This is a genomic window from Micromonospora sp. AKA38, assembly GCF_027925725.1.
Taxonomy (GTDB): domain Bacteria; phylum Actinomycetota; class Actinomycetes; order Mycobacteriales; family Micromonosporaceae; genus Micromonospora.
Window position 1 is genome coordinate 1,229,944 of the sequence record NZ_BNEI01000003.1, and the last position, 18,155, is coordinate 1,248,098.

At 71.5% G+C, this 18,155-nt stretch carries 25 protein-coding genes; 2 read left to right on the plus strand and 23 right to left on the minus strand.

From position 1 onward, the window contains the following. Window positions 1-59 precede the first annotated feature (59 nt). A complete protein-coding gene (locus tag TPA0908_RS14190) occupies window positions 60-956 on the plus strand; it encodes a DUF559 domain-containing protein (RefSeq protein WP_281938074.1) in 897 nt (298 codons plus the stop codon). An 89-nt stretch (window positions 957-1,045) separates the two neighbouring features. Here the strand turns inward: TPA0908_RS14190 and TPA0908_RS14195 are convergent, their stop codons facing one another. The 4 genes from TPA0908_RS14195 to TPA0908_RS14210 all read right to left on the minus strand — a co-directional run bounded on the left by TPA0908_RS14195 (window position 1,046) and on the right by TPA0908_RS14210 (window position 5,206). Next, entirely contained in the window at window positions 1,046-2,008 is a 963-nt protein-coding gene (locus TPA0908_RS14195) for an aldo/keto reductase (protein WP_281938076.1), read from the minus strand. Window positions 2,009-2,085: 77 nt separating this feature from the next. Next, complete coding sequence (locus TPA0908_RS14200) at window positions 2,086-2,883, minus strand: nucleotidyltransferase family protein (protein WP_281938078.1); 798 nt, start codon at window positions 2,881-2,883, stop codon at window positions 2,086-2,088. Next, window positions 2,880-4,559, minus strand: a complete 1,680-nt coding sequence (locus TPA0908_RS14205; RefSeq protein WP_281938080.1) for an ABC-F family ATP-binding cassette domain-containing protein — start codon at window positions 4,557-4,559, stop codon at window positions 2,880-2,882. The genes TPA0908_RS14200 and TPA0908_RS14205 overlap by 4 nt, the downstream gene beginning before the upstream one ends. Window positions 4,560-4,600: 41 nt before the next feature. Further along, a complete protein-coding gene (locus TPA0908_RS14210) occupies window positions 4,601-5,206 on the minus strand; it encodes a class I SAM-dependent methyltransferase (protein ID WP_281938082.1) in 606 nt (201 codons plus the stop codon). Between the two features lie 125 nt (window positions 5,207-5,331). On the opposite strand from TPA0908_RS14210, the gene TPA0908_RS14215 reads away from it, so the two are divergent. Next, window positions 5,332-6,480: a hypothetical protein gene (locus TPA0908_RS14215; RefSeq protein WP_281938084.1), complete on the plus strand. Its 1,149-nt coding sequence runs from the start codon at window positions 5,332-5,334 to the stop codon at window positions 6,478-6,480. A gap of 94 nt (window positions 6,481-6,574) precedes the next feature. Here the strand turns inward: TPA0908_RS14215 and truA are convergent, their stop codons facing one another. The 19 genes from truA to TPA0908_RS14310 all read right to left on the minus strand — a co-directional run bounded on the left by truA (window position 6,575) and on the right by TPA0908_RS14310 (window position 18,154). After that, on the minus strand, window positions 6,575-7,408 hold the full coding sequence (gene truA / locus TPA0908_RS14220) for a tRNA pseudouridine(38-40) synthase TruA (protein ID WP_281938086.1): 834 nt from the start codon (window positions 7,406-7,408) through the stop codon (window positions 6,575-6,577). A 70-nt stretch (window positions 7,409-7,478) separates the two neighbouring features. Continuing rightward, window positions 7,479-8,039 (minus strand): 50S ribosomal protein L17, encoded by a 561-nt coding sequence (gene rplQ, locus TPA0908_RS14225; RefSeq protein ID WP_281938087.1) that lies wholly within the window; start codon window positions 8,037-8,039, stop codon window positions 7,479-7,481. 34 nt (window positions 8,040-8,073) lie between these two features. After that, window positions 8,074-9,096, minus strand: a complete 1,023-nt coding sequence (locus tag TPA0908_RS14230) for a DNA-directed RNA polymerase subunit alpha (protein ID WP_007073009.1) — start codon at window positions 9,094-9,096, stop codon at window positions 8,074-8,076. Window positions 9,097-9,191: 95 nt separating this feature from the next. Continuing rightward, a complete protein-coding gene (gene rpsD, locus TPA0908_RS14235) occupies window positions 9,192-9,818 on the minus strand; it encodes a 30S ribosomal protein S4 (RefSeq protein ID WP_089155247.1) in 627 nt (208 codons plus the stop codon). Between the two features lie 14 nt (window positions 9,819-9,832). Further along, window positions 9,833-10,240, minus strand: a complete 408-nt coding sequence (gene rpsK, locus TPA0908_RS14240; RefSeq protein WP_014440747.1) for a 30S ribosomal protein S11 — start codon at window positions 10,238-10,240, stop codon at window positions 9,833-9,835. Window positions 10,241-10,258: 18 nt separating this feature from the next. Then, complete coding sequence (gene rpsM / locus TPA0908_RS14245) at window positions 10,259-10,639, minus strand: 30S ribosomal protein S13 (protein WP_013288614.1); 381 nt, start codon at window positions 10,637-10,639, stop codon at window positions 10,259-10,261. A gap of 154 nt (window positions 10,640-10,793) precedes the next feature. Beyond that, window positions 10,794-10,907: a 50S ribosomal protein L36 gene (rpmJ, locus tag TPA0908_RS14250; protein ID WP_043965539.1), complete on the minus strand. Its 114-nt coding sequence runs from the start codon at window positions 10,905-10,907 to the stop codon at window positions 10,794-10,796. 91 nt (window positions 10,908-10,998) lie between these two features. Next, on the minus strand, window positions 10,999-11,220 hold the full coding sequence (gene infA / locus TPA0908_RS14255; RefSeq protein ID WP_007073013.1) for a translation initiation factor IF-1: 222 nt from the start codon (window positions 11,218-11,220) through the stop codon (window positions 10,999-11,001). Window positions 11,221-11,469: 249 nt separating this feature from the next. After that, the gene (locus TPA0908_RS14260; protein WP_281938094.1) at window positions 11,470-11,967 is read right to left on the minus strand and encodes a DUF1707 SHOCT-like domain-containing protein; all 498 of its coding nucleotides are present in this window, start codon (window positions 11,965-11,967) and stop codon (window positions 11,470-11,472) included. A gap of 119 nt (window positions 11,968-12,086) precedes the next feature. Next, window positions 12,087-12,938 (minus strand): type I methionyl aminopeptidase, encoded by an 852-nt coding sequence (gene map, locus TPA0908_RS14265; protein ID WP_281938095.1) that lies wholly within the window; start codon window positions 12,936-12,938, stop codon window positions 12,087-12,089. A gap of 90 nt (window positions 12,939-13,028) precedes the next feature. Next, window positions 13,029-13,682, minus strand: coding sequence for an adenylate kinase (locus TPA0908_RS14270; protein ID WP_281938097.1), 654 nt, complete (start codon window positions 13,680-13,682; stop codon window positions 13,029-13,031). Continuing rightward, entirely contained in the window at window positions 13,683-15,008 is a 1,326-nt protein-coding gene (gene secY / locus TPA0908_RS14275) for a preprotein translocase subunit SecY (RefSeq protein WP_281938099.1), read from the minus strand. A 236-nt stretch (window positions 15,009-15,244) separates the two neighbouring features. After that, window positions 15,245-15,688, minus strand: coding sequence for a 50S ribosomal protein L15 (gene rplO / locus TPA0908_RS14280; RefSeq protein ID WP_018784561.1), 444 nt, complete (start codon window positions 15,686-15,688; stop codon window positions 15,245-15,247). Next, window positions 15,688-15,870, minus strand: a complete 183-nt coding sequence (rpmD, locus tag TPA0908_RS14285; RefSeq protein WP_091065818.1) for a 50S ribosomal protein L30 — start codon at window positions 15,868-15,870, stop codon at window positions 15,688-15,690. The genes rplO and rpmD overlap by 1 nt, the downstream gene beginning before the upstream one ends. Continuing rightward, window positions 15,870-16,484 (minus strand): 30S ribosomal protein S5, encoded by a 615-nt coding sequence (rpsE, locus tag TPA0908_RS14290; protein ID WP_013288621.1) that lies wholly within the window; start codon window positions 16,482-16,484, stop codon window positions 15,870-15,872. Before rpsE ends, rpmD begins: the two co-directional genes overlap by 1 nt. Window positions 16,485-16,517: 33 nt before the next feature. After that, on the minus strand, window positions 16,518-16,907 hold the full coding sequence (gene rplR / locus TPA0908_RS14295; protein ID WP_107157446.1) for a 50S ribosomal protein L18: 390 nt from the start codon (window positions 16,905-16,907) through the stop codon (window positions 16,518-16,520). After that, a complete protein-coding gene (gene rplF / locus TPA0908_RS14300; protein ID WP_281938103.1) occupies window positions 16,904-17,446 on the minus strand; it encodes a 50S ribosomal protein L6 in 543 nt (180 codons plus the stop codon). Before rplF ends, rplR begins: the two co-directional genes overlap by 4 nt. A gap of 16 nt (window positions 17,447-17,462) precedes the next feature. After that, window positions 17,463-17,870 (minus strand): 30S ribosomal protein S8, encoded by a 408-nt coding sequence (rpsH, locus tag TPA0908_RS14305; RefSeq protein ID WP_107157444.1) that lies wholly within the window; start codon window positions 17,868-17,870, stop codon window positions 17,463-17,465. A gap of 98 nt (window positions 17,871-17,968) precedes the next feature. Beyond that, window positions 17,969-18,154 carry a type Z 30S ribosomal protein S14 gene (locus tag TPA0908_RS14310; RefSeq protein WP_007073023.1) on the minus strand — a complete coding sequence of 62 codons (186 nt, stop codon included), beginning with the start codon at window positions 18,152-18,154 and terminating at the stop codon, window positions 17,969-17,971. Between the last annotated feature and the right edge of the window lies 1 nt (window position 18,155).

Genomic DNA, 18,155 nt, shown 5'->3' on the forward strand with positions numbered 1-18,155 from the left:
CCGCACCACCCGGCGGACCGGGACGGCGGGTGACCGTCGAGTCACGGCACGCTGCCGGGATGTCGACTCACGCCCGCGTCCCGCGCGACCTGTCCGCGTGGCCGTTCCGAGCCAGCCGAGCGGTTGCCGACGGACGTTTCACCCGGCCGATGCTGCGCGGGCCGACGTGGGTCCGCCTGCTGCCCGACGTGTACGTGCACCGCGACGCATACCGCGCCGACGACCACCGGATGTGGTGCGACGCGGTCGGGTTGCGGCTGCCGCCGGACGCCGCGCTGGCCGGCCGCAGCGCCGCCCACCTGTTCGGCGCGGACCTGCTCGCCCGGAACGCCCCGGTGACCGCGCTGCTGCCGACGGCCGTTCGGCTGCGCCCGCATCCGCGGTTACGCGTGATCCGGTCGCCGTTACCGGAGCGGGACCGCATCCGGTTCGCCGGACTGCCGGTCACCACACCGCTGCGTACCGCATTCGACCTGGGCCGCGCCGGTCCCCGGGCGGAGGCGCTGGTCGCCGTGGACGCGCTGCTGCATCGGCGGGTGGTGGAACTGACCGCGTTGCGCGCCTACGCCGCGGAACACCCGGGCTGGCCGGGTGCACCGCTGCTACGCGAGGTGTTGGCGCTGGCCGAGCCGTTGAGCGAGTCCCCGATGGAGACGCGGCTGCGGCTGCTCCTCCTCGACGCCGGCCTCGGCCCGCTGACCGCCCAGCATGAGGTGCGCGCCGGCGGGCACTTCCTGGCCCGGGTGGACCTGGCCTGGCCGGCGCTGCGCCTCGCGGTCGAGTACGACGGCGACCACCACCGGCAACGGGCCCAGTTCCGGCGGGACGTGGCACGCCTCAACGCGCTCCGCGCGGCCGGCTGGATCGTGCTGAGGTTCACCGCCGACGACGTGCTGCGCCGCCCAACCGCCACCGTCGCCCTAGTCCGCCAGGCCCTCGCGGAACGCCGCCCGTGAGTGGAACGCCATGAACGTCAAATCCCCCCGGAGACAGCCATAGCGTTCCACTCACCGAGTTGCCCACCCAACGGGCGACGCGGGAGCCGTCAGAGGAGGGCGTCCAGGGCGTCGAGGTCCTCGTCGGTGGGCTGCCAGGTGCCCGCGTCGGCGTTGGCGCGTACCTGGTCCGGAGTGGTCGCGCCGGCGATCACCGAGGTCACCGCCGGCCGGGCGGCCAGCCCGCCGATGGCCACCTGGAGCATGCTGATCCCACGCTCGGCGGCGTACGCCTCGATGGCCTCGATGGTGTCCCAGCGCGCCGCCGCCAGCCGCTCGGCGTACCGGCCGCCGCCGGCCAGCCGGCTGCCCGTCGGGGGCGCCTCGCCCCGCTTGTACTTGCCGGTGAGCAGCCCGTTGGCGAGCGGGAAGAACGGCAGCATGCCGAGGCCGAACCGCTCGCAGGCCGGGATCACCTCGTCCTCCACCCCCCGCTCCAGCAGCGAGTAGTGGTTCTGCGCGGAGATGAACCGGGTACGCCCCGCCGACGACGCGGTCCAGTCGGCGTCGGCGATCTGCCAGCCGGCGAAGTTGGAGTTGCCGAGGTAACGCACCTTGCCGGCGGTCACCAGGTCGTCCAGCGCGGCGAGCGTCTCGTCGATCGGCGTGCCCGGGTCGGGCTCGTGCATCTGGTAGAGGTCGATGTGGTCGGTGCCGAGCCGGCGCAGCGACGCCTCGACCGCGCGGGCGATGTAGCGGCGGGCGCCCCGGGCGCCGTGGTCCGGCCCGTTCGCGCCGTGCATGTCCATGCCGAACTTGGTGGCGACCACCACGTCGTCGCGGCGCCCCTTGAGCGCCTGACCGAGCAGCTCCTCGGAGCCGCCCTGCGGTTCGCCGTAGATGTCGGCGGTGTCGAAGAAGGTGATCCCGGCGTCGAGCGCGGCGTCGACCACCGCCCGGGTGCCGTCGCTGTCGAGTTTGCGGCCGAAGTTGTTGCAGCCGATGCCGACCACGGACACCACGAGTCCGGAGTCGCCCAGCCGACGGTAGGTCATCTCACTCACGAGTCCCACCCTATGCCCGCCGCCGCCCGAGCACCGGGACGAGCCCGACCGGCTGCCACCGGGCCGGGCCCGCCGGCCCGGGCGTCTCAGCCCAGCGCGTCGGCGACGAGCGCCCGGGCGGCACCGACCGTCGCCGCCAGCTCGACCGGGGTACGCCCGAGCGCGCCGAGCAGCGCCTGCGCCCGGGCGGTGAAGTCCGGTGGCGTGCCCGGCAGCCGCCCGGCCGAGGCGAGCATGCCCTTCTCGTTGACCAGCCATCGCCCGGCCCGGCCGTGCAGCGCCTGCGCGAGCACGCCGACCACCCGGAACAGGCACCCGGCCACGTACCCGGCATCGCCGCCGGCCGCGCCCTTGGCCGCGCCGTCGAGCAGCAGGCCGGCCTCCCAGCCGCCGGCCACGAGTGCCGCGCCGAGCGCGGGCGGGTAGTGGACGGTCTCGGCCCGCAGCGCGGTCAGCTCGCCGGTCGGGTCGCCCAGCACCCGGCCGAGCGCGACCTCCCCGGCGTACGCGGGCGAGTAGAACCCGAGCGGGTGCCCGGCCTGCACCTCGACCGTGTAGCGGCCGGCGCGGCAGTCCGCCCAGACCCGGTGCACCCGGTCCAGGTCCCGGTAGATCCAGTCCACCGCCACCCCGCCGACGCGCAGCCAGCCGCCGCCGTCGACCCAGGGGCCCCAGCCGCCGGGTGCGGTGAGGTCCACCGGGCTGTCGGCGACCGAGTCGGCGACCGCGCGCAGCCCGGCCACGTCCGGCGTACCCCGGTAGTAGAGGCCGACGTCCCAGTCGGAGTCGGGCCGGTGTTCGCCGCGGGCCCGGCTGCCGCCGAGCGCCACCGCGACCACGCCGTCGACCGCGCAGAGCCGGTCGACCAGCTCCTGGTCGATCATCCGACGTCCCAGACCGGCTCCGGCGTCTCCACCACGTCCCCGTCGCCGCGGAACAGCACGAACCGGTCGAAGGTCCGGGTGAACCACCTGTCGTGCGTCACCGCGACCACCGTGCCGTCGAACGCGGTCAGCCCGGCCTCCAGCGCCTCGGCGGAGGCCAGGTCGAGGTTGTCGGTCGGCTCGTCGAGCAGCAGCAGCGTGGCCCCGGACAGCTCCAGCAGCAGCACCAGGAAGCGGGCCTGCTGGCCGCCGGAGAGCGTGCCGAAGCGCTGGTCGCCCTGGCCGGCCAGCTCGTAGCGGGACAGCGCCGCCATGGCCGCGTGCCGGTCCATGCCGGCCCGGTGCTCGTCACCCCGCCACAGCACCTCGACAAGCGTCTTCGCCATCAGCTCCGGGCGGTCGTGGGTCTGCGAGAAGTGCCCCGGCCGGACCCGGGCACCGAGCCGCACCACACCGCCGTGCGCGACCGGCGCGAGCGCGGCGGCGCCGTCGACAGGCGTGTTGCCCGGCTCGGGGTCGGTGCCACCGCGGGCCAGCAGGCGCAGGAAGTGGGACTTGCCGGTCCCGTTCGCGCCGAGCACCGCGACCCGGTCGCCGTACCAGAGTTCCAGGTCGAACGGGTAGGTCAGGCCGTCCAGCTCAAGTTGCTCGGCGATCACCGCGCGCTTGCCGGTCCGCCCGCCGGTCAGCCGCATCCGGATGTCCTGGTCCTTCGGGGGTACGGGCGGCGGCCCGGCCTCCTCGAACTTGCGCAGCCGGGTCTGCGCGGCCTGGTAGCGGGAGGCGAGCCCGTCGTTGTACGCGGCCTTCTGCTTGTACATCAGCATCAGTTCGCGCAGCTTCTGGTGTTCCTCGTCCCAGCGCCGACGCAGCTCGTCGAGGCGGGCGTGCCGGGCCACCCGCGCGTCGTGCCAGCTCGCGAAGCCGCCCGGGTGCACCCAGGCGCTGCCGCCCTCCACGGCGACCACCCGGTCGGCGGTCTGCGCCAGCAGCTCCCGGTCGTGCGAGACGTAGAGCACGGACTTGGCGGACTCCCGCAGCCGCGCCTCCAGCCACCGCTTGCCGGGCACGTCGAGGAAGTTGTCCGGCTCGTCGAGCAGCAGCACCTCGTCCGGGCCGCGCAGCAGCAGCTCCAGCGCGAAGCGTTTCTGCTGGCCACCGGAGAGCGTCCGGACCGGTCGGTCCCGGGCGGCGTCCCACGGCAGGTCCAGCACGATGGTGGTGACGGTGTCGAAGAGCACCTCGGCGTCGTACCCGCCGGCTTCGCCCCAGGCGGCCAGCGCGTCGGCGTACGCGAGCTGGGCCTTGCCGGCGGCGGAGCTGAACTTGCCCCGGACCTCGGCCGTCCGCATGGCCGCCTCGGTCTCGACCAGCCGGCGCCCGGCGTCGCGCAGCGCCGGCGGCGCGAGTGACAGGGCCAGGTCGGCGAGCGTCGACTCGTCACCGATCATGCCGATGAACTGCCGCATCACGCCCAGCCCGCCGGCGCGGGCGATCGCGCCGGTGGGCACCGGCAGGTCACCGGCGACCATCCGGAGCAACGTCGTCTTGCCGGCGCCGTTGGGGCCGACGAGCGCCACCTTGGCGCCCTCACCGACCCGGAACGACACGTCGCGGAACAGCTCCCGCCCGTCCGGGAGGATGTGCCCGACCCCTGCCACGTCCACGTATCCCACGCGGGCATCCTGCCCGAGCCGGCGGCCCGGCCGACACCGGATTACCGGGTGACGCGGAGCACCCGGTAGCCCTTCTGGCTGGCGTGCCGCTGCACCTGCCAGCCCTGCTCGACAAGCCAGCGGTGCAGCGAGTCGCCGCCGAGGTGCCGGGCGACGACCAGCCAGGCCACGCCGTCCGGGGTGAGCCGGGGCAGCCAGCGCAGCAGCAGGTCGTGCAGTTCGGCCTTGCCGACGTGGATCGGTGGGTTCGACCAGATCTGCGCGAACGTGACGTCCGGCGGCAGGTCGTCCGGGGCGACGGCGTGGACCCGGTCGGCCGCGTCGAGGCGGGCGGCGTTGGCGGTGGTGAGCGCGCGGGCCCGTTCGTTGACGTCCACCGCCCAGACCGTGGCGGCCGGCGCGAGCGTGGCCAGGACGCAGGTGATCGGGCCGAATCCGCAGCCGATGTCGAGCAGCGGGCCGGCGGCGTCGGCGGCCGGCAGGTCGGCCTTGCGCAGCAGCACGGCGGTGCCGGGGTCGAGCCGGTCGGCGGAGAAGACGCCGCCGGCCGAGGTGAGCGTGTAGTCGCGCCCGGCGACGGAGAACTCGACCTCGCGCGGGCGGGCCGGGGTCGTGGGCTCAGCGGTGAAGTAGTGGTCGCCGGTCACGCGGGCATTCTCGCACCGGCAGGTGGCGGCCCGGGCGACGGTACGGCAGGCAGGGAGCGACGCCACCCCGCCGGAATTTCCCGATATTCCCCCTGAAAGGGATAATCGGCCCTACTCTATCCCACATGGTGTACCGGTACGAGTCCGATGAGGACGCCTTCCTCGAATATCCGGAGCCCGGGCCGGCCCCGGTCGGGCCCGTGGTCGCGACGCCGCCACCGGCCGGCCCGTCGCCGTCCCGCTTCCCCACGCCGTCGCTGCCACCGGCCCGGGCCACCCGCCCGGCCCCCGACGACGCCCGGGCGCCCGCCCCCGCGCCACCCGCGCCGGCGCCCACACCGCCCCGGGAGCCCGCCCCGGTGCCCCAGCCCGCGCCACCGGTGCCACAGCCGGTGCCCGCCGCGACCGCGGGCCCGACCGTGCCGGTCCCGGCCGGCCCGGCGTTCCGCGCCACGAGCCTGCCCGACCAGGCACGGAACCGGCGGGCGGGCCGCCGCGACGGCGGCCGGTTCTGGCAGGCGCTGGTCGGCGGCGCCGCCGTGCTGCTCCTGCTCTCCCTCACCGGCCTGGCCGTCGCGGCGCTGCTCGACGAGCGGGCCGACACGCCGCCGACGAGTGAGCAGACCCCCCGGCCGACGGTGTCCGAGTCGAGCGTGCCCGGCCGGTCCGACCTGGACTCGCGGGACACCGACCAGGCGACGCTCACCGCCAAGGAGCTGTTCCCGGGCAAGCAACTCGTGGTCACCGACGGCAAGCCGGCGTACCGGGTGCTCAAGACGCAGGCCAGCACCGACTGCGCCGTCTCGGCCACCGGCGAGATCGCCGACCTGCTGGTCCGGCTCGGGTGCAACCAGGTCGTCCGGGGCACGCTCCGCTCCCCCGACGGCGACCACCTGCTCACCGCCGGGCTGTTCAACCTGACCGACCTGGCCAGCGCCCAGCGGGTACGGGACCGGATCCGGCCGTTGCTGGACGACCGCCAGGGACGGTTCCGGGGCCTGCCGGCGGGGGCGGGCACCGAGGCGGTGGAGAAGGCCGCCGCCCGGGTCGGCTGGCAGGTACGCGGCCACTATCTCGCCTTCTGCCTGGTCACCCGCGCGGACGGGGAACGGATCCCGACCGACGACGCGGTCGCCCGCGAGATCATGTTCGACCTGATCGAGCTGCACCTGAACCGGAACGTGCTGGACCACCGGGCCGCGGGCGGCACGGCCGGCCAGCCCACCGACGGTCCGACCGAGGACAGCGCCGGCCAGCGCGGCACCGGCGACTGAAGCGGCGCTCCCCCGGCCCGCCATCCAACTCCGGTGGCGGGCCGTTCGCCGTCTCCGGGCCGCTTGGCCGCGCCTGCGTCGTCCTCCGCCCGGCTCAGCCCTCGGCGACCGGGACCCGCAGCCGGCGGGTGAGGTCGGCGCGGCGGGCGTACTGCGCCGGGTCGGCCGGGTAGCCGACCTCGACCAGCGCGAGGCCGTGCGCGGGCGCCACGGTGACCTCGCTGGACCGTTCCCGGCGGGTCAGCAGCCCGGCCGGCCACTCGACCGGCCGCCGGCCGTCACCGGCGACCAGCATGGCGCCGACCAGACTGCGCACCATGTTCTGGCAGAACGCGTCGGCCCGCACGGTGGCGACCAGGATCCCGTCCGGGTCGCGCCGCCAGTCCAGCCGGGTCACCTCGCGCAGCGTGGTGGCGTTCTCCTTGCGCCGGCAGTACGCGGCGAAGTCGTGCTCGCCCACCAGACCGGCCGCGGCCTCGTTCAACGCGGCCAGGTCCAGCGGCTTCGACCAGGCCAGCGTGTCCCGCCGACGCAGCGGCTCGGCGCCCCACGGCGCGTCGGTGACCCGGTACTCGTAGCGCCGGAAGGTGGCCGAGAACCGGGCGTCGAAGTCGGCCGGCACCTCGGTCATCGCGCGTACCCGGGCGTCCGGCGGGAGCAGCCGGGCCAGCCGGCGCAGCAGCCGCCCCTCGTGCGCCCGCCACACCTCGGTCGGCAGGTCCAGGTGGCAGACCTGTCCGGTGGCGTGCACCCCGGCGTCGGTCCGCCCGGCCACGGTGAGCCCGGTGACCGTGCCGGCGCCGAGCACCAGGTCCAGCGTCGCCATGAGCACGCCGGCCACCGTGCGCCGGGTGGGCTGCGGGGCCCATCCGGAGAAGTCGGTGCCGTCGTACGAGACGTCCAGCCGCAGCCGGGTCCGCTCGTCCACCTCGTACCTCCCGTTGACGGCGACGGGCCCGGCACCCCCGTGGGGATGCCGGGCCCGGTCGAGCCTGAACTCAGGCCTTGTCGTTCTCGGTGGCCTCGTCGCTGTCCTCGCGGGCGGCGGCGGTGTCACCGGAGGCGGAGACCGGAGCCTCGGCGTCCTGGTCGCCGGTGCTGGCCTTGGGGGTCTCCTCGGCCGGGGCCAGGGCCTCGACCTTGTCCTGCTGGGCGGCCTTGCGGGCGGCGGTCTTCTTGTTCGCCTTCGGCTCGGCGACCTGAAGCTCCTCGACCAGCTCGATGATCGCCATCGGAGCGGCGTCACCCTTGCGCGGACCGGTCTTCACGATCCGGGTGTAGCCACCGTTGCGGTTGGCGTACCGGGGCGCGATCTGGTCGAACAGGGAGTAGACCACGTCCTTGTCCTTGACGACGCCCGCCACCCGCCGACGCGAGGCGAGGTCGCCGCGCTTGGCCTTGGTGATGAGCTGCTCGGCCAGCGGACGGAGCCGCCGGGCCTTCGTCTCGGTGGTCTGGATCTTGCCGTGCTGGAACAGCGCGGTGGCCAGGTTGGCCAGCATCAGCCGCTCGTGCGCGGGGCTGCCGCCGAGGCGGGGGCCCTTGGTGGGCGTGGGCATGCTTGGTGCTCCTCAGGTGTGGCGGCAGCGCGGACTAGAGCTGCTCGGTCTCGCGGTAGTCGTCGGTGTCGTAGTCGGCCTCGCCGAAGGCGTCCACGACGTGCGCCGGGTCGAAGTTCGGAGCCGAGTCCTTCAGCCCCAGGCCCATCCCGGCGAGCTTCATCTTGACCTCGTCGATCGACTTCTGACCGAAGTTGCGGATGTCGAGGAGGTCGGCCTCGGTACGCCCGATCAGCTCACCAACGGAGTTGATGCCCTCGCGCTTGAGGCAGTTGTAGGAACGGACGGTGAGGTCCAGCTCCTCGATCGGCAGAGCCAGGTCCGCCGCCAGCTGGGCGTCCTGCGGGGACGGCCCGATGTCGATGCCCTCGGCGGTCTCGTCCAGCTCGCGGGCGAGCCCGAACAGCTCCACCAGCGTCGAGCCGGCCGAGGCCAGCGCGGTACGCGGGCCCATCGACGGCTTGGTCTCGACGTCGATGATCAGCCGGTCGAAGTCGGTCCGCTGCTCGACGCGGGTCGCCTCGACGCGGTACGTCACCTTCAGCACCGGCGAGTAGATCGAGTCGACCGGGATCCGGCCGATCTCGGCGCCCGCCTGCTTGTTCTGCGCGGCGGTGACGTAGCCCCGGCCCCGCTCGACGGTCAGCTCCATGTCGAGCCGGCCCTTGCCGTTGAGGGTGGCGAGCTTCAGGTCCGGGTTGTGCACGGAGACACCGGCCGGGGGCTGGATGTCACCGGCGGTCACGTCGCCCGGGCCCTGCTTGCGCAGGTACATGCTGACCGGCTCGTCGTGCTCGGAGCTGACGCACAGCTCCTTGATGTTCATGACGAGCTCGACCACGTCCTCCTTGACACCGGGGATGGTGGTGAACTCGTGCAGGACACCGTCGATCTTGATCGAGGTGACCGCCGCGCCCGGGATGGACGACAGCAGCGTACGGCGCAGCGAGTTGCCGAGCGTGTAGCCGAAGCCGGGCTCCAGCGGCTCGATGGTGAACCGGGACCGGGTCTCGTTGATCGACTCTTCGGAGAGAGACGGTCGCTGGCTGATGAGCATCTTTTCTCTTCTCTTCCGGGGCGCCCGCTATTTGACGCCCACGACACAACTGTTCCGGTGGCCCGCCCCGCAGGACGGGCCACCGCAACGAGCCCTTACTTGGAGTAGAGCTCGACGATCAGCTGCTCCTGGACCTGGGTGTCGATCACCTGACGGGCCGGGAGCGAGTGCACGAGGACCTTCATCTGGCTGGGGATGGCCTCGAGCCACGCCGGAACGGTCTTGGAGCCGGCCTCGGCCTGCGCGACGATGAACGGGGTGAGCTCCTTGCTCTTGCCCCGAACCTCGATGATGTCGTGCTCCTTGACGCGGAACGACGGGATGTCGACCTTCTTGCCGTTCACCGTGAAGTGACCGTGCTTGACCAGCTGACGGGCCATGTCCCGGGACTTGGCGTAGCCGGCCCGGTAGACCACGTTGTCCAGCCGCGACTCGAGGATCTGGAGCAGAACCTCACCGGTCTTGGCCTTCTTGCCCACGGCCTCTTCGTAGTAGCCGCGGAACTGCTTCTCCAGCACGCCGTAGACACGACGGGCCTTCTGCTTCTCACGGAGCTGGAGCAGGTACTCCGTCTCCTTCGTGCGGCCGCGGCCGTGCTGCCCGGGCGGGAACGGCCGGGACTCGAACGGGCACTTCGGACCATCGCACTTGCTGCCCTTGAGGAACAGCTTCATCTTCTCCCGCCGGCAACGGCGGCAGTCAGCACCGGTGTAACGAGCCATCTCTCTCTAACCTCTCAGACCCGGCGACGCTTCGGCGGACGGCACCCGTTGTGCGGCTGCGGCGTGACGTCGGAAATCTGCCCGACCTCGAGACCGGCGGCCTGCAGCGAACGGATGGCGGTCTCCCGGCCGGAGCCGGGGCCCTTGACGAACACGTCGACCTTGCGCATGCCGTGCTCCATGGCCCGACGCGCGGCGGCCTCGGCGGCCAGCTGCGCGGCGAACGGGGTCGACTTGCGGGAGCCCTTGAAGCCCACCTGGCCGGAGGAGGCCCAGGAGATGACCGCACCGGTCGGGTCCGTGATGGACACGATGGTGTTGTTGAAGGTGCTCTTGATGTGCGCCTGCCCGTGGGCGACGTTCTTGCGTTCCTTGCGCCGGACCTTCTTGACGGCGGCTCCGGCACGAGCCTTCGGTGGCATAAGTCTGTGCGCTCCTAGTTACTTCTTGCCGGGCTTCTTCTTGCCGGCCACGGTCCGCTTCGGGCCCTTCCGGGTCCGCGCGTTGGTCTTGGTGCGCTGACCGCGCACGGGCAGACCGCGACGGTGCCGGATGCCGGCGTAGCAGCCGATCTCGACCTTGCGGCGGATGTCAGCGGCGACCTCGCGGCGCAGGTCGCCTTCAACTTTGTAGTTGCCCTCGATGTGGTTCCGGAGCTCGACGAGCTCCTCGTCCGTGAGGTCCCGAACGCGCTTGTCCGGCGAAATGCCGGTCGCGGCGAGCGTCTCCAGGGCGCGGGTACGGCCGACCCCGAAGATGTAGGTGAGCGCGATCTCCATCCGCTTCTCGCGGGGGAGATCCACGCCGACTAGACGTGCCATGTGCGGGCGTACTCCTCATGGTTTGTGGCGGAGGTCTGGACCCGTCCCACCCCGCTGCCCGAGCGGGCCCCGGCCTCCGACCGGGGGTCAACCACGAGGGGTACGCGCGAGGCGCACCGTCCGCGGCTGGGACGAGCTGGTGATGTGTGGGGCGTCAGCCCTGGCGCTGCTTGTGACGCGGGTCGCTGCAGATGACCATGACCCGGCCGTGCCGACGGATCACCCGGCACTTGTTGCAGATCCTCTTGACGCTCGGCTTGACCTTCACGGTTGCCTTACTTCCCATCTGGCCCGGAGCGCGACGGATCGCGACCCGGACGTCGAAGACGGATACGGGGACGTCCCGGCCGTCGTCAGGCTTACTTGTAGCGGTAGACGATGCGCCCGCGGGTCAGGTCGTACGGCGACAGTTCGACGACGACCCGGTCCTCCGGCAGGATGCGGATGTAGTGCTGCCGCATCTTGCCGCTGATGTGAGCCAGCACCTTGTGGCCGTTCGCGAGCTCCACCCGGAACATGGCGTTCGGCAGGGGCTCGATGACCCGACCCTCGATCTCGATGGCTCCGTCTTTTTTCGGCATGTACTCCGCTGTCCTGACGTCGGTTGCTCCGGACGGCCCACAACGTCTTACACGGGTGAACTGACCAAGATCAGTGAACCCGCGCCAGCCGCGGCTCCGACTCCCACCGAAGCGCAGGGTGGGCATGGCGGAGTGGACGCTGTGCGCCGATCTGAAAGTGTACGCCCGCCCGCGCGCCGTCGCCAAACCGGCCGGCCGGCAGATCCCTCGAACGGCGGATTTCCGGCCCGGTTGTGACAAGCGGCACAGCTATCGGCGGCGGTCGCGCCGCTTCCGGCCGTGATCCGCGCCGATCAGCCCGACCGACTGCATCAGCACCAGGCCGCCCCACGGCCCCAGCACCCAGAGCGGCCAGACGCCGGCGGCATGCCCGGACGCCACGGCGCCGATCAGCCAGATCGGCACCAGGATCGCGGCCACCCGCAGCCAGGGCAGCCAGAGCCCGAGCAGCCGGGACCGGTTCTCCGGCACCTCGTGGGCACCGGCCACCGGGTCGGACGGCGCGACCGGCGCAGGAGGTGGATTCGGCGCGGCGGGCGCCAGCGCGGACCGCTCGACGGGCGCCGGGCCGGGCAGGTCGGCCACCACCTCGTCCAGCTCGCCGTAGGTCCGGGCGCCGTACGCGCGGGCCAGCCGCTCGTCGTACTCGTGCAGGCCGAGCCGCCCCTCCTCCAGCGCCACCCGGAGCCGCTCCGCGACGGCCTCCCGGTCGCGGTCGGCCGCCCGCATCTCCCGGTGCCCGTCCATGTCGGCAAGGATGCCACCGGACCGCCACCCCGCCACCCCGCCCCGCGCCCGGTTTCACGGAATGAGTTGCCGTCCGGGCCCGAATACCCCCTCTTTCCGTGAAACAGGGGGCGGGTGGGTCAGCGGGCCGGGGAGTTCGCCGGCTGGCGGGAGGTCACCAGATCGCCGAGGCGGGCCCGGCCGCCATCCTCGGCGGTGAGCACCCACACCCCGTCCGCCAGCAGCGCCATCGAGTGCTCCACGTGCACCGCCATCGAGCGGTCCCGCGTCACCACCGTCCAGCCGTCGGCCAACTCGACGGTACGCGGGGAGCCCGCCGTGATCATCGGCTCGATGGCGAGCGCCAGACCGGGCACCAGCCGGGGGCCCTTGCCGGGGCGACCGTGGTTGAGCACGTGCGGGTCCTGGTGCATCTCCGTGCCGATGCCGTGGCCGCCGTAGCCGTCGACGATGCCGTACCGGCCGCCCTTGCGGACCGCGGTCTCCACCGCGTGCGAGATGTCGGTCAGCCGGCCCTTGCCGGAGGCCGCGCCCCGGGCCGCGGCGGCGATCCCGGCCCACATGGCGTCCTCGGCCACCTCGGCCATCCGCAGCAGCGCCGGGTCGACCTCCCCCACCGCCACCGTGATCGCCGCGTCGCCGTGCCAACCGTCGAGCACCGCCCCGCAGTCGATCGAGATCAGGTCGCCCTCGCGCAGCACCTGCTCGGGCGACGGGATGGCGTGCACCACCTGCTCGTTGACCGAGGAACAGATCGAGGCCGGGAAGCCGTGGTAGCCCTTGAACGACGGGACCGCGCCGGCCTCCCGGATGGTCGTCTCGGCGATCGCGTCGAGGTCGGCGGTCGACACACCGGGCGCGACCGCCTCCCGCATCCGGGCCAGAGCGCGGGCGACCACCAGACCGGCGGCCCGCATCAGCTCGATCTGCTCGGGGGTCTTCAGCTGGATGTCCAGCTGGGGACGGCGCATGACGGCGTTCACCTTTCGTTACACGGAACAGCGGGGCACGTCGCGCGTACCCCGCTGTTCACAGTCTATCCGCCGGGCGGCGGTGGGAGGTCAGCCGCCGTACGACCGCAGGGCGTCGATGGCGCGGACCGTGACGTCCTCCACCGGCCCGGTCGCGTCGATGCCCACCAGCTTGCCCTGGGCGCCGTAGTAGTCGACAAGCGGCGCGGTCTTCTCGGAGTATTCCCGCAGCCGCGCGGCGATCGTCTCCGGCTTGTCGTCGTCGCGCTGGAACAGCTCCGCGCCGCACCGGTCGCAGATGCCGTCCCGGGTGGTCGCGTCGAACTCGACGTGCCAGATCTTGCCGCAGCCCCGGCAGGTGCGCCGGCCGGAGAGCCGCCGGATCACCTCGTCGTCGTCGACCACCAGCTCGAGCACCAGGTCCAGCATGGTGCCCAGGTCGGCGAGGAGCTTGTCCAGCTCGGCCGCCTGCGGCGTGGTGCGCGGGAAGCCGTCGAGCAGGAAACCCTCGCCGGCGTCCGGCTCGGCGAGCCGGTCCCGGACCATGTTGATGGTGACGTCGTCCGGGACCAGCTTGCCGGCGTCCATGTACCGCTTCGCCTCGACGCCCAGCGGGGTGCCCTGGGTGACGTTGGCCCGGAAGATGTCACCGGTCGAGATCTTCGGCACCGAGAGGTGCGCGGCGATGAACTCCGCCTGTGTGCCCTTGCCCGCGCCCGGCGGGCCAACCAGAACGAGTCGCATCTACCGCAGGAACCCTTCGTAGTTCCGCTGCATGAGTTGGCTCTCGATCTGCTTCACGGTCTCCAGACCGACGCCGACCATGATGAGCACAGCGGTGCCGCCGAACGGGAAGTTCTGGAACTGCTGGTTGTCCAGCCAGATGAAGAAGAAGTTCGGCAGGATCGCGATGATGCCGAGGTAGAGCGCACCCGGCAGGGTGATCCGGCTGAGGATGAAGTCGAGGTACTCGGCGGTCGGCTTGCCGGGGCGGATGCCCGGCACGAAGCCGCCGTACTTCTTCATGTTGTCCGCGACCTCGGTCGGGTTGAACGTGATCGACACGTAGAAGTACGTGAAGAAGATGATCAGCAGGAAGTAGATCGCGATGTGCTCCGGCGCGCTCGCCTTCACGATGTGGTTCTGGATCCAGGCCTGGACCTTGCCCGGGTCGTTCTGGTCGAAGAACTGGAGCGCGAGCGTCGGCAGGTAGAGCAGCGACGAGGCGAAGATGACCGGGATGACGCCGGCCTGGTTCACCTTGAGCGGGATGTAGGTGGAGGTGCCGCCGTACATCCGCCGGCCGATCATGCGCTTCGCGTACTGCACCGGGATTCGGCGCTGCGCCTGCTCGATGAACGTGACCGCGGTGATGACCAGCAGCACCAGGGCGATGACGAGGAGGAACATCCCCCAGCCCTTGGTGGTCTTGATCTTCCAGCCCTCGCTGGGGAGCCGGGCCGCGATCGAGGTGAAGATCAGCACCGACATGCCGTTGCCGACGCCCCGGTCGGTGATCAGCTCGCCGAGCCACATCACCACGCCGGTGCCGGCGGTCATCGTCATCACCAGGACGGTGAGCGTCAGCCAGTCCGGGATGCCGGTGCCCTTGGGCACGATCGGGAACTGGTCGCACTGGTTGTTGAACAGCTGCCCGGAGCGGGCCAGCGCCACGAACGCGGAGGACTGGAGGATGCCCAGCCCCAGCGTCAGGTAGCGGGTGTACTGGGTGATCTTCGCCTGGCCGGCCTGGCCCTCCTTGCGGAGCTGCTCCAGGCGCGGGATCACCACCGTCAGCAGCTGCAGGATGATCGACGCGGTGATGTAGGGCATGATGCCCAGCGCGAAGACCGAGAGCTGGAGCAGCGCGCCGCCGGAGAACAGATCCAGCAGGTTGAGCACGCCGGTGCTGCCCTGGATGGTGTCGAGGCACTTCTGCACGTTGCCGTACGAGACGCCCGGGCTGGGCAGCGTGGCGCCCAGCCGGTAGACCGCGATGATGCCTACTGTGAACAGCAGCTTCTTGCGCAGGTCAGGCGTACGGAACGCACTGAGAAAGGCGGACAGCAACTTCTTCCTCCTGCGCGACGCGGGCCGCCGGTGACGATCCCTGGCGGGGCGGGGTGGGTGCCGGGCGGAGTGCCCGGTATCCATGGCTGGCAACGGACTCTAACAGCCCGATCCCGGTCCGGGCAGATGTGCCCGGCTACATAAAACGAATCCGATGTTACCCGGCGCACACGCGACCGGTAGACCATGACGCCCGCCCAGTCGCGAACAACTGAGCGGGCGCCACGAAAATGCCCTTAGAGCTCGGTGACCGAGCCGCCGGCCGCGGTGATCTTCTCCTTGGCCGACGCGCTGAACGCGTGCGCCGACACCTGGAGGGACACACCGCCGAGGTCGCCGGTGCCGAGCACCTTGACCGGGTGGCCCTTGCGGACCGCGCCGGCCTCGACCAGCTCGACCGGGCCGACCTGGCCGCCGTTCGGGAAGAGCTCCGCCAGCCGGTCCAGGTTGACCACCTGGAACACGACCTTGAACTTGTTCTTGAAGCCCTTCATCTTCGGCAGGCGCATGTGGATGGGCATCTGCCCACCCTCGAACGCCGGCGAGATGTTCTTCCGGGCCTTCGAACCCTTGGTACCGCGTCCAGCGGTCTTGCCCTTCGAACCCTCACCGCGACCCACCCGGGTCTTGTCGGTCTTGGCTCCCGGGGCGGGACGCAGGTGGTGCACCTTGATCGTCATTACTCGACCTCCTCGACCTTCACGAGGTGGTTGACCGTGAAGATCATGCCGCGGATCTCCGGCCGGTCCTCCTTGACCACCACGTCGTTGATCCGCTTGAGCCCGAGCGAACGCAGCGAGTCACGCTGGTTCTGCTTGCGCCCGATCCCGGACCGGACCTGGGTGACCTTCAGACGTGCCATCAGGACGCCACCCCCGCACGCGACGCCAGCATGGCGGCCGGCGCGACGTCCTCCACCGGCAGGCCACGACGCGCCGCGACCTGCTCGGGGGACTCAAGCCCCTTCAGGGCCGCCACGGTGGCGTGCACGATGTTGATCGGGTTGGACGAGCCGAGGCTCTTGGAGAGCACGTCGTGGATGCCCGCGCACTCCAGCACGGCACGCACCGGACCACCGGCGATGACACCCGTACCGGCGGAGGCCGGCTTGAGCAGCACCACACCGGCGGCGTCCTCGCCCGTGACCGGGTGCGGGATCGACTGACCGATCCGCGGCACCTTGAAGAAGTGCTTCTTGGCCTCCTCGACGCCCTTGGCGATCGCCGCGGGCACCTCCTTGGCCTTTCCGTAGCCCACGCCGACGGTGCCGTCGCCGTCGCCCACGATCACGAGGGCGGTGAAGCTGAAGCGACGACCGCCCTTCACGACCTTGGCGACGCGGTTGATCGCGACGACCCGCTCGAGGTGCGGGGTCTTCTCGACGGGCGCGTTTCCGCGGCCGCCCTCACGGCGGTTGTCGCGGCGACCACCCTCGTTGCCACCGGACCCGCCGCCACGGCGCTGTTGACCTGGCATCAGCAGCCTTCCTTCTCTCTCGTGACGGGGTTTCTAGAACTCGAGCCCGGCTTCGCGGGCGGCCTTGGCAAGCGCGGCGACCCGCCCCGCGTACCGGTTGCCACCGCGGTCGAAGACGACCTTCGAGACGCCGGCGGCCTTGGCCCGCTCGGCGAGCAGGGCGCCGACCTTGCCGGCCAGGGCGCTCTTGTCGCCCTCGGCGCCGCGCAGCGAGGCGTCCATGGTCGACGCGGACGCCAGGGTGTGACCCTTGGTGTCGTCGACGACCTGGGCGACCATGTGCCGCAGGGAACGGGTGACGACGAGGCGAGGACGCTCGGCGGTGCCGCTGACGTTCTTGCGGACCCGGAAGTGCCGACGCGCACGCCCGACGGCACGCTTGGCGGCAACGCCGCGGCGGCGCTTGAGCAGCGTGGCGCTCACTTCTTACCTGCCTTTCCAGCCTTACGGCGGATGACCTCGCCCTGGTACTTCACGCCCTTGCCCTTGTAGGGCTCCGGCGGGCGGATCTTCCGGATGTTGGCGGCGACCTCGCCGACCTGCTGCTTGTCGATGCCGGCCACGTGGAACAGCGTCGGCCGCTCGACCGTGAAGGTGATGCCGTCCGGTGCCGGCACCACGACCGGGTGCGAGAACCCGAGCGCGAACTCCAGGTCCTTGCCCTTGGCGGTCACGCGGTAACCGGTGCCGGCGATCTCCAGGCTCTTGCGGTAGCCCTCGGTCACCCCGACGATCATGTTGGCCACCAGCGTACGGCTCAGGCCGTGCAACTCCTTGGCCTTGCGCTCGTCGTTGGGCCGGTTGACGAGCAGCTCGCCGTTCTCGCTGCGCTCCGCCGTGATCGGCTCGGCCAGCACGTGGCTCAGCTCGCCCTTGGGGCCCTTGACCTTGACGGTCTGGCCGTCGATCGTGATGTCGACGCCGGATGGCACCGGGATCGACTTACGTCCAATACGCGACATTTCTACCTGTCTCCCGTTACCAGACGAAGGCGAGGACTTCCCCGCCAACGCTCCGCTTGCGGGCCTGCCGGTCGGTGAGCAGCCCCTGGGACGTCGAAATGATCGCCACACCAAGCCCGCCGAGCACCCGCGGGAGCCCCTCCGACTTGGCGTACACCCGGAGACCGGGCTTGGACACGCGCTTGATGCCGGCCAGGCTCCGCTCGCGGTTCTGGCCGTACTTCAGCTCGACGACCAGTCGCTTGCCGACGGCACCCTCCTCGGGGTCCTCGACCGACCAGGTGGCGATGTAACCCTCGGCCTTGAGGACCTCGGCGATGTTCGCCTTGATCTTCGAGTAGGGCATCGTCACCCGGTCGTGGTACGCCTGGTTGGCGTTACGCAGACGCGTGAGCATGTCTGCGATCGGGTCGGTCATCGTCATGAAAACTCGTCAACCTTTCTCGCCGGGGTTCCCCGGGCCGGGCCCGGGGCCTACGGCGAAGAGACAGTTCAGCTGACGCGCCGGAGCGCGCCGGGCTATTACCAGGAAGCCTTGGACACGCCGGGCAGCTCACCGCGGTGGGCCATCTCCCGGATGCACACCCGGCAGAGACCGAACTTGCGGTAGACCGCCTTCGGACGCCCGCACCGCTGGCAGCGGGTGTACGCGCGAACCGAGAACTTCGGCTTCGCGGCCGCCTTGAGGATCAGCGCCTTCTTGGCCATC

What these genes read in the sequence shown, in the direction of transcription:
- rpsM (WP_013288614.1), bottom strand. Translation starts at nt 10,639, where the DNA reads ATGGCACGTCTAGTCGGCGTGGATCTCCCCCGCGAGAAGCGGATGGAG.
- rpmD (WP_091065818.1), bottom strand. Translation starts at nt 15,870, where the DNA reads ATGGCACGTCTGAAGGTCACCCAGGTCCGGTCCGGGATCGGGCGCAAG.
- rplO (WP_018784561.1), bottom strand. Translation starts at nt 15,688, where the DNA reads ATGACGATCAAGGTGCACCACCTGCGTCCCGCCCCGGGAGCCAAGACC.
- TPA0908_RS14200 (WP_281938078.1), bottom strand. Translation starts at nt 2,883, where the DNA reads ATGATCGACCAGGAGCTGGTCGACCGGCTCTGCGCGGTCGACGGCGTG.
- TPA0908_RS14215 (WP_281938084.1), top strand. Translation starts at nt 5,332, where the DNA reads ATGGTGTACCGGTACGAGTCCGATGAGGACGCCTTCCTCGAATATCCG.
- TPA0908_RS14310 (WP_007073023.1), bottom strand. Translation starts at nt 18,154, where the DNA reads ATGGCCAAGAAGGCGCTGATCCTCAAGGCGGCCGCGAAGCCGAAGTTC.
- rpsH (WP_107157444.1), bottom strand. Translation starts at nt 17,870, where the DNA reads ATGACGATGACCGACCCGATCGCAGACATGCTCACGCGTCTGCGTAAC.
- infA (WP_007073013.1), bottom strand. Translation starts at nt 11,220, where the DNA reads ATGCCGAAAAAAGACGGAGCCATCGAGATCGAGGGTCGGGTCATCGAG.
- rpsE (WP_013288621.1), bottom strand. Translation starts at nt 16,484, where the DNA reads ATGCCAGGTCAACAGCGCCGTGGCGGCGGGTCCGGTGGCAACGAGGGT.
- TPA0908_RS14260 (WP_281938094.1), bottom strand. Translation starts at nt 11,967, where the DNA reads ATGGACGGGCACCGGGAGATGCGGGCGGCCGACCGCGACCGGGAGGCC.
- rpsK (WP_014440747.1), bottom strand. Translation starts at nt 10,240, where the DNA reads ATGCCACCGAAGGCTCGTGCCGGAGCCGCCGTCAAGAAGGTCCGGCGC.
- TPA0908_RS14230 (WP_007073009.1), bottom strand. Translation starts at nt 9,096, where the DNA reads ATGCTCATCAGCCAGCGACCGTCTCTCTCCGAAGAGTCGATCAACGAG.
- rplQ (WP_281938087.1), bottom strand. Translation starts at nt 8,039, where the DNA reads ATGCCCACGCCCACCAAGGGCCCCCGCCTCGGCGGCAGCCCCGCGCAC.
- map (WP_281938095.1), bottom strand. Translation starts at nt 12,938, where the DNA reads ATGCGCCGTCCCCAGCTGGACATCCAGCTGAAGACCCCCGAGCAGATC.
- rpsD (WP_089155247.1), bottom strand. Translation starts at nt 9,818, where the DNA reads ATGGCTCGTTACACCGGTGCTGACTGCCGCCGTTGCCGGCGGGAGAAG.
- TPA0908_RS14190 (WP_281938074.1), top strand. Translation starts at nt 60, where the DNA reads ATGTCGACTCACGCCCGCGTCCCGCGCGACCTGTCCGCGTGGCCGTTC.
- rplF (WP_281938103.1), bottom strand. Translation starts at nt 17,446, where the DNA reads ATGTCGCGTATTGGACGTAAGTCGATCCCGGTGCCATCCGGCGTCGAC.
- TPA0908_RS14270 (WP_281938097.1), bottom strand. Translation starts at nt 13,682, where the DNA reads ATGCGACTCGTTCTGGTTGGCCCGCCGGGCGCGGGCAAGGGCACACAG.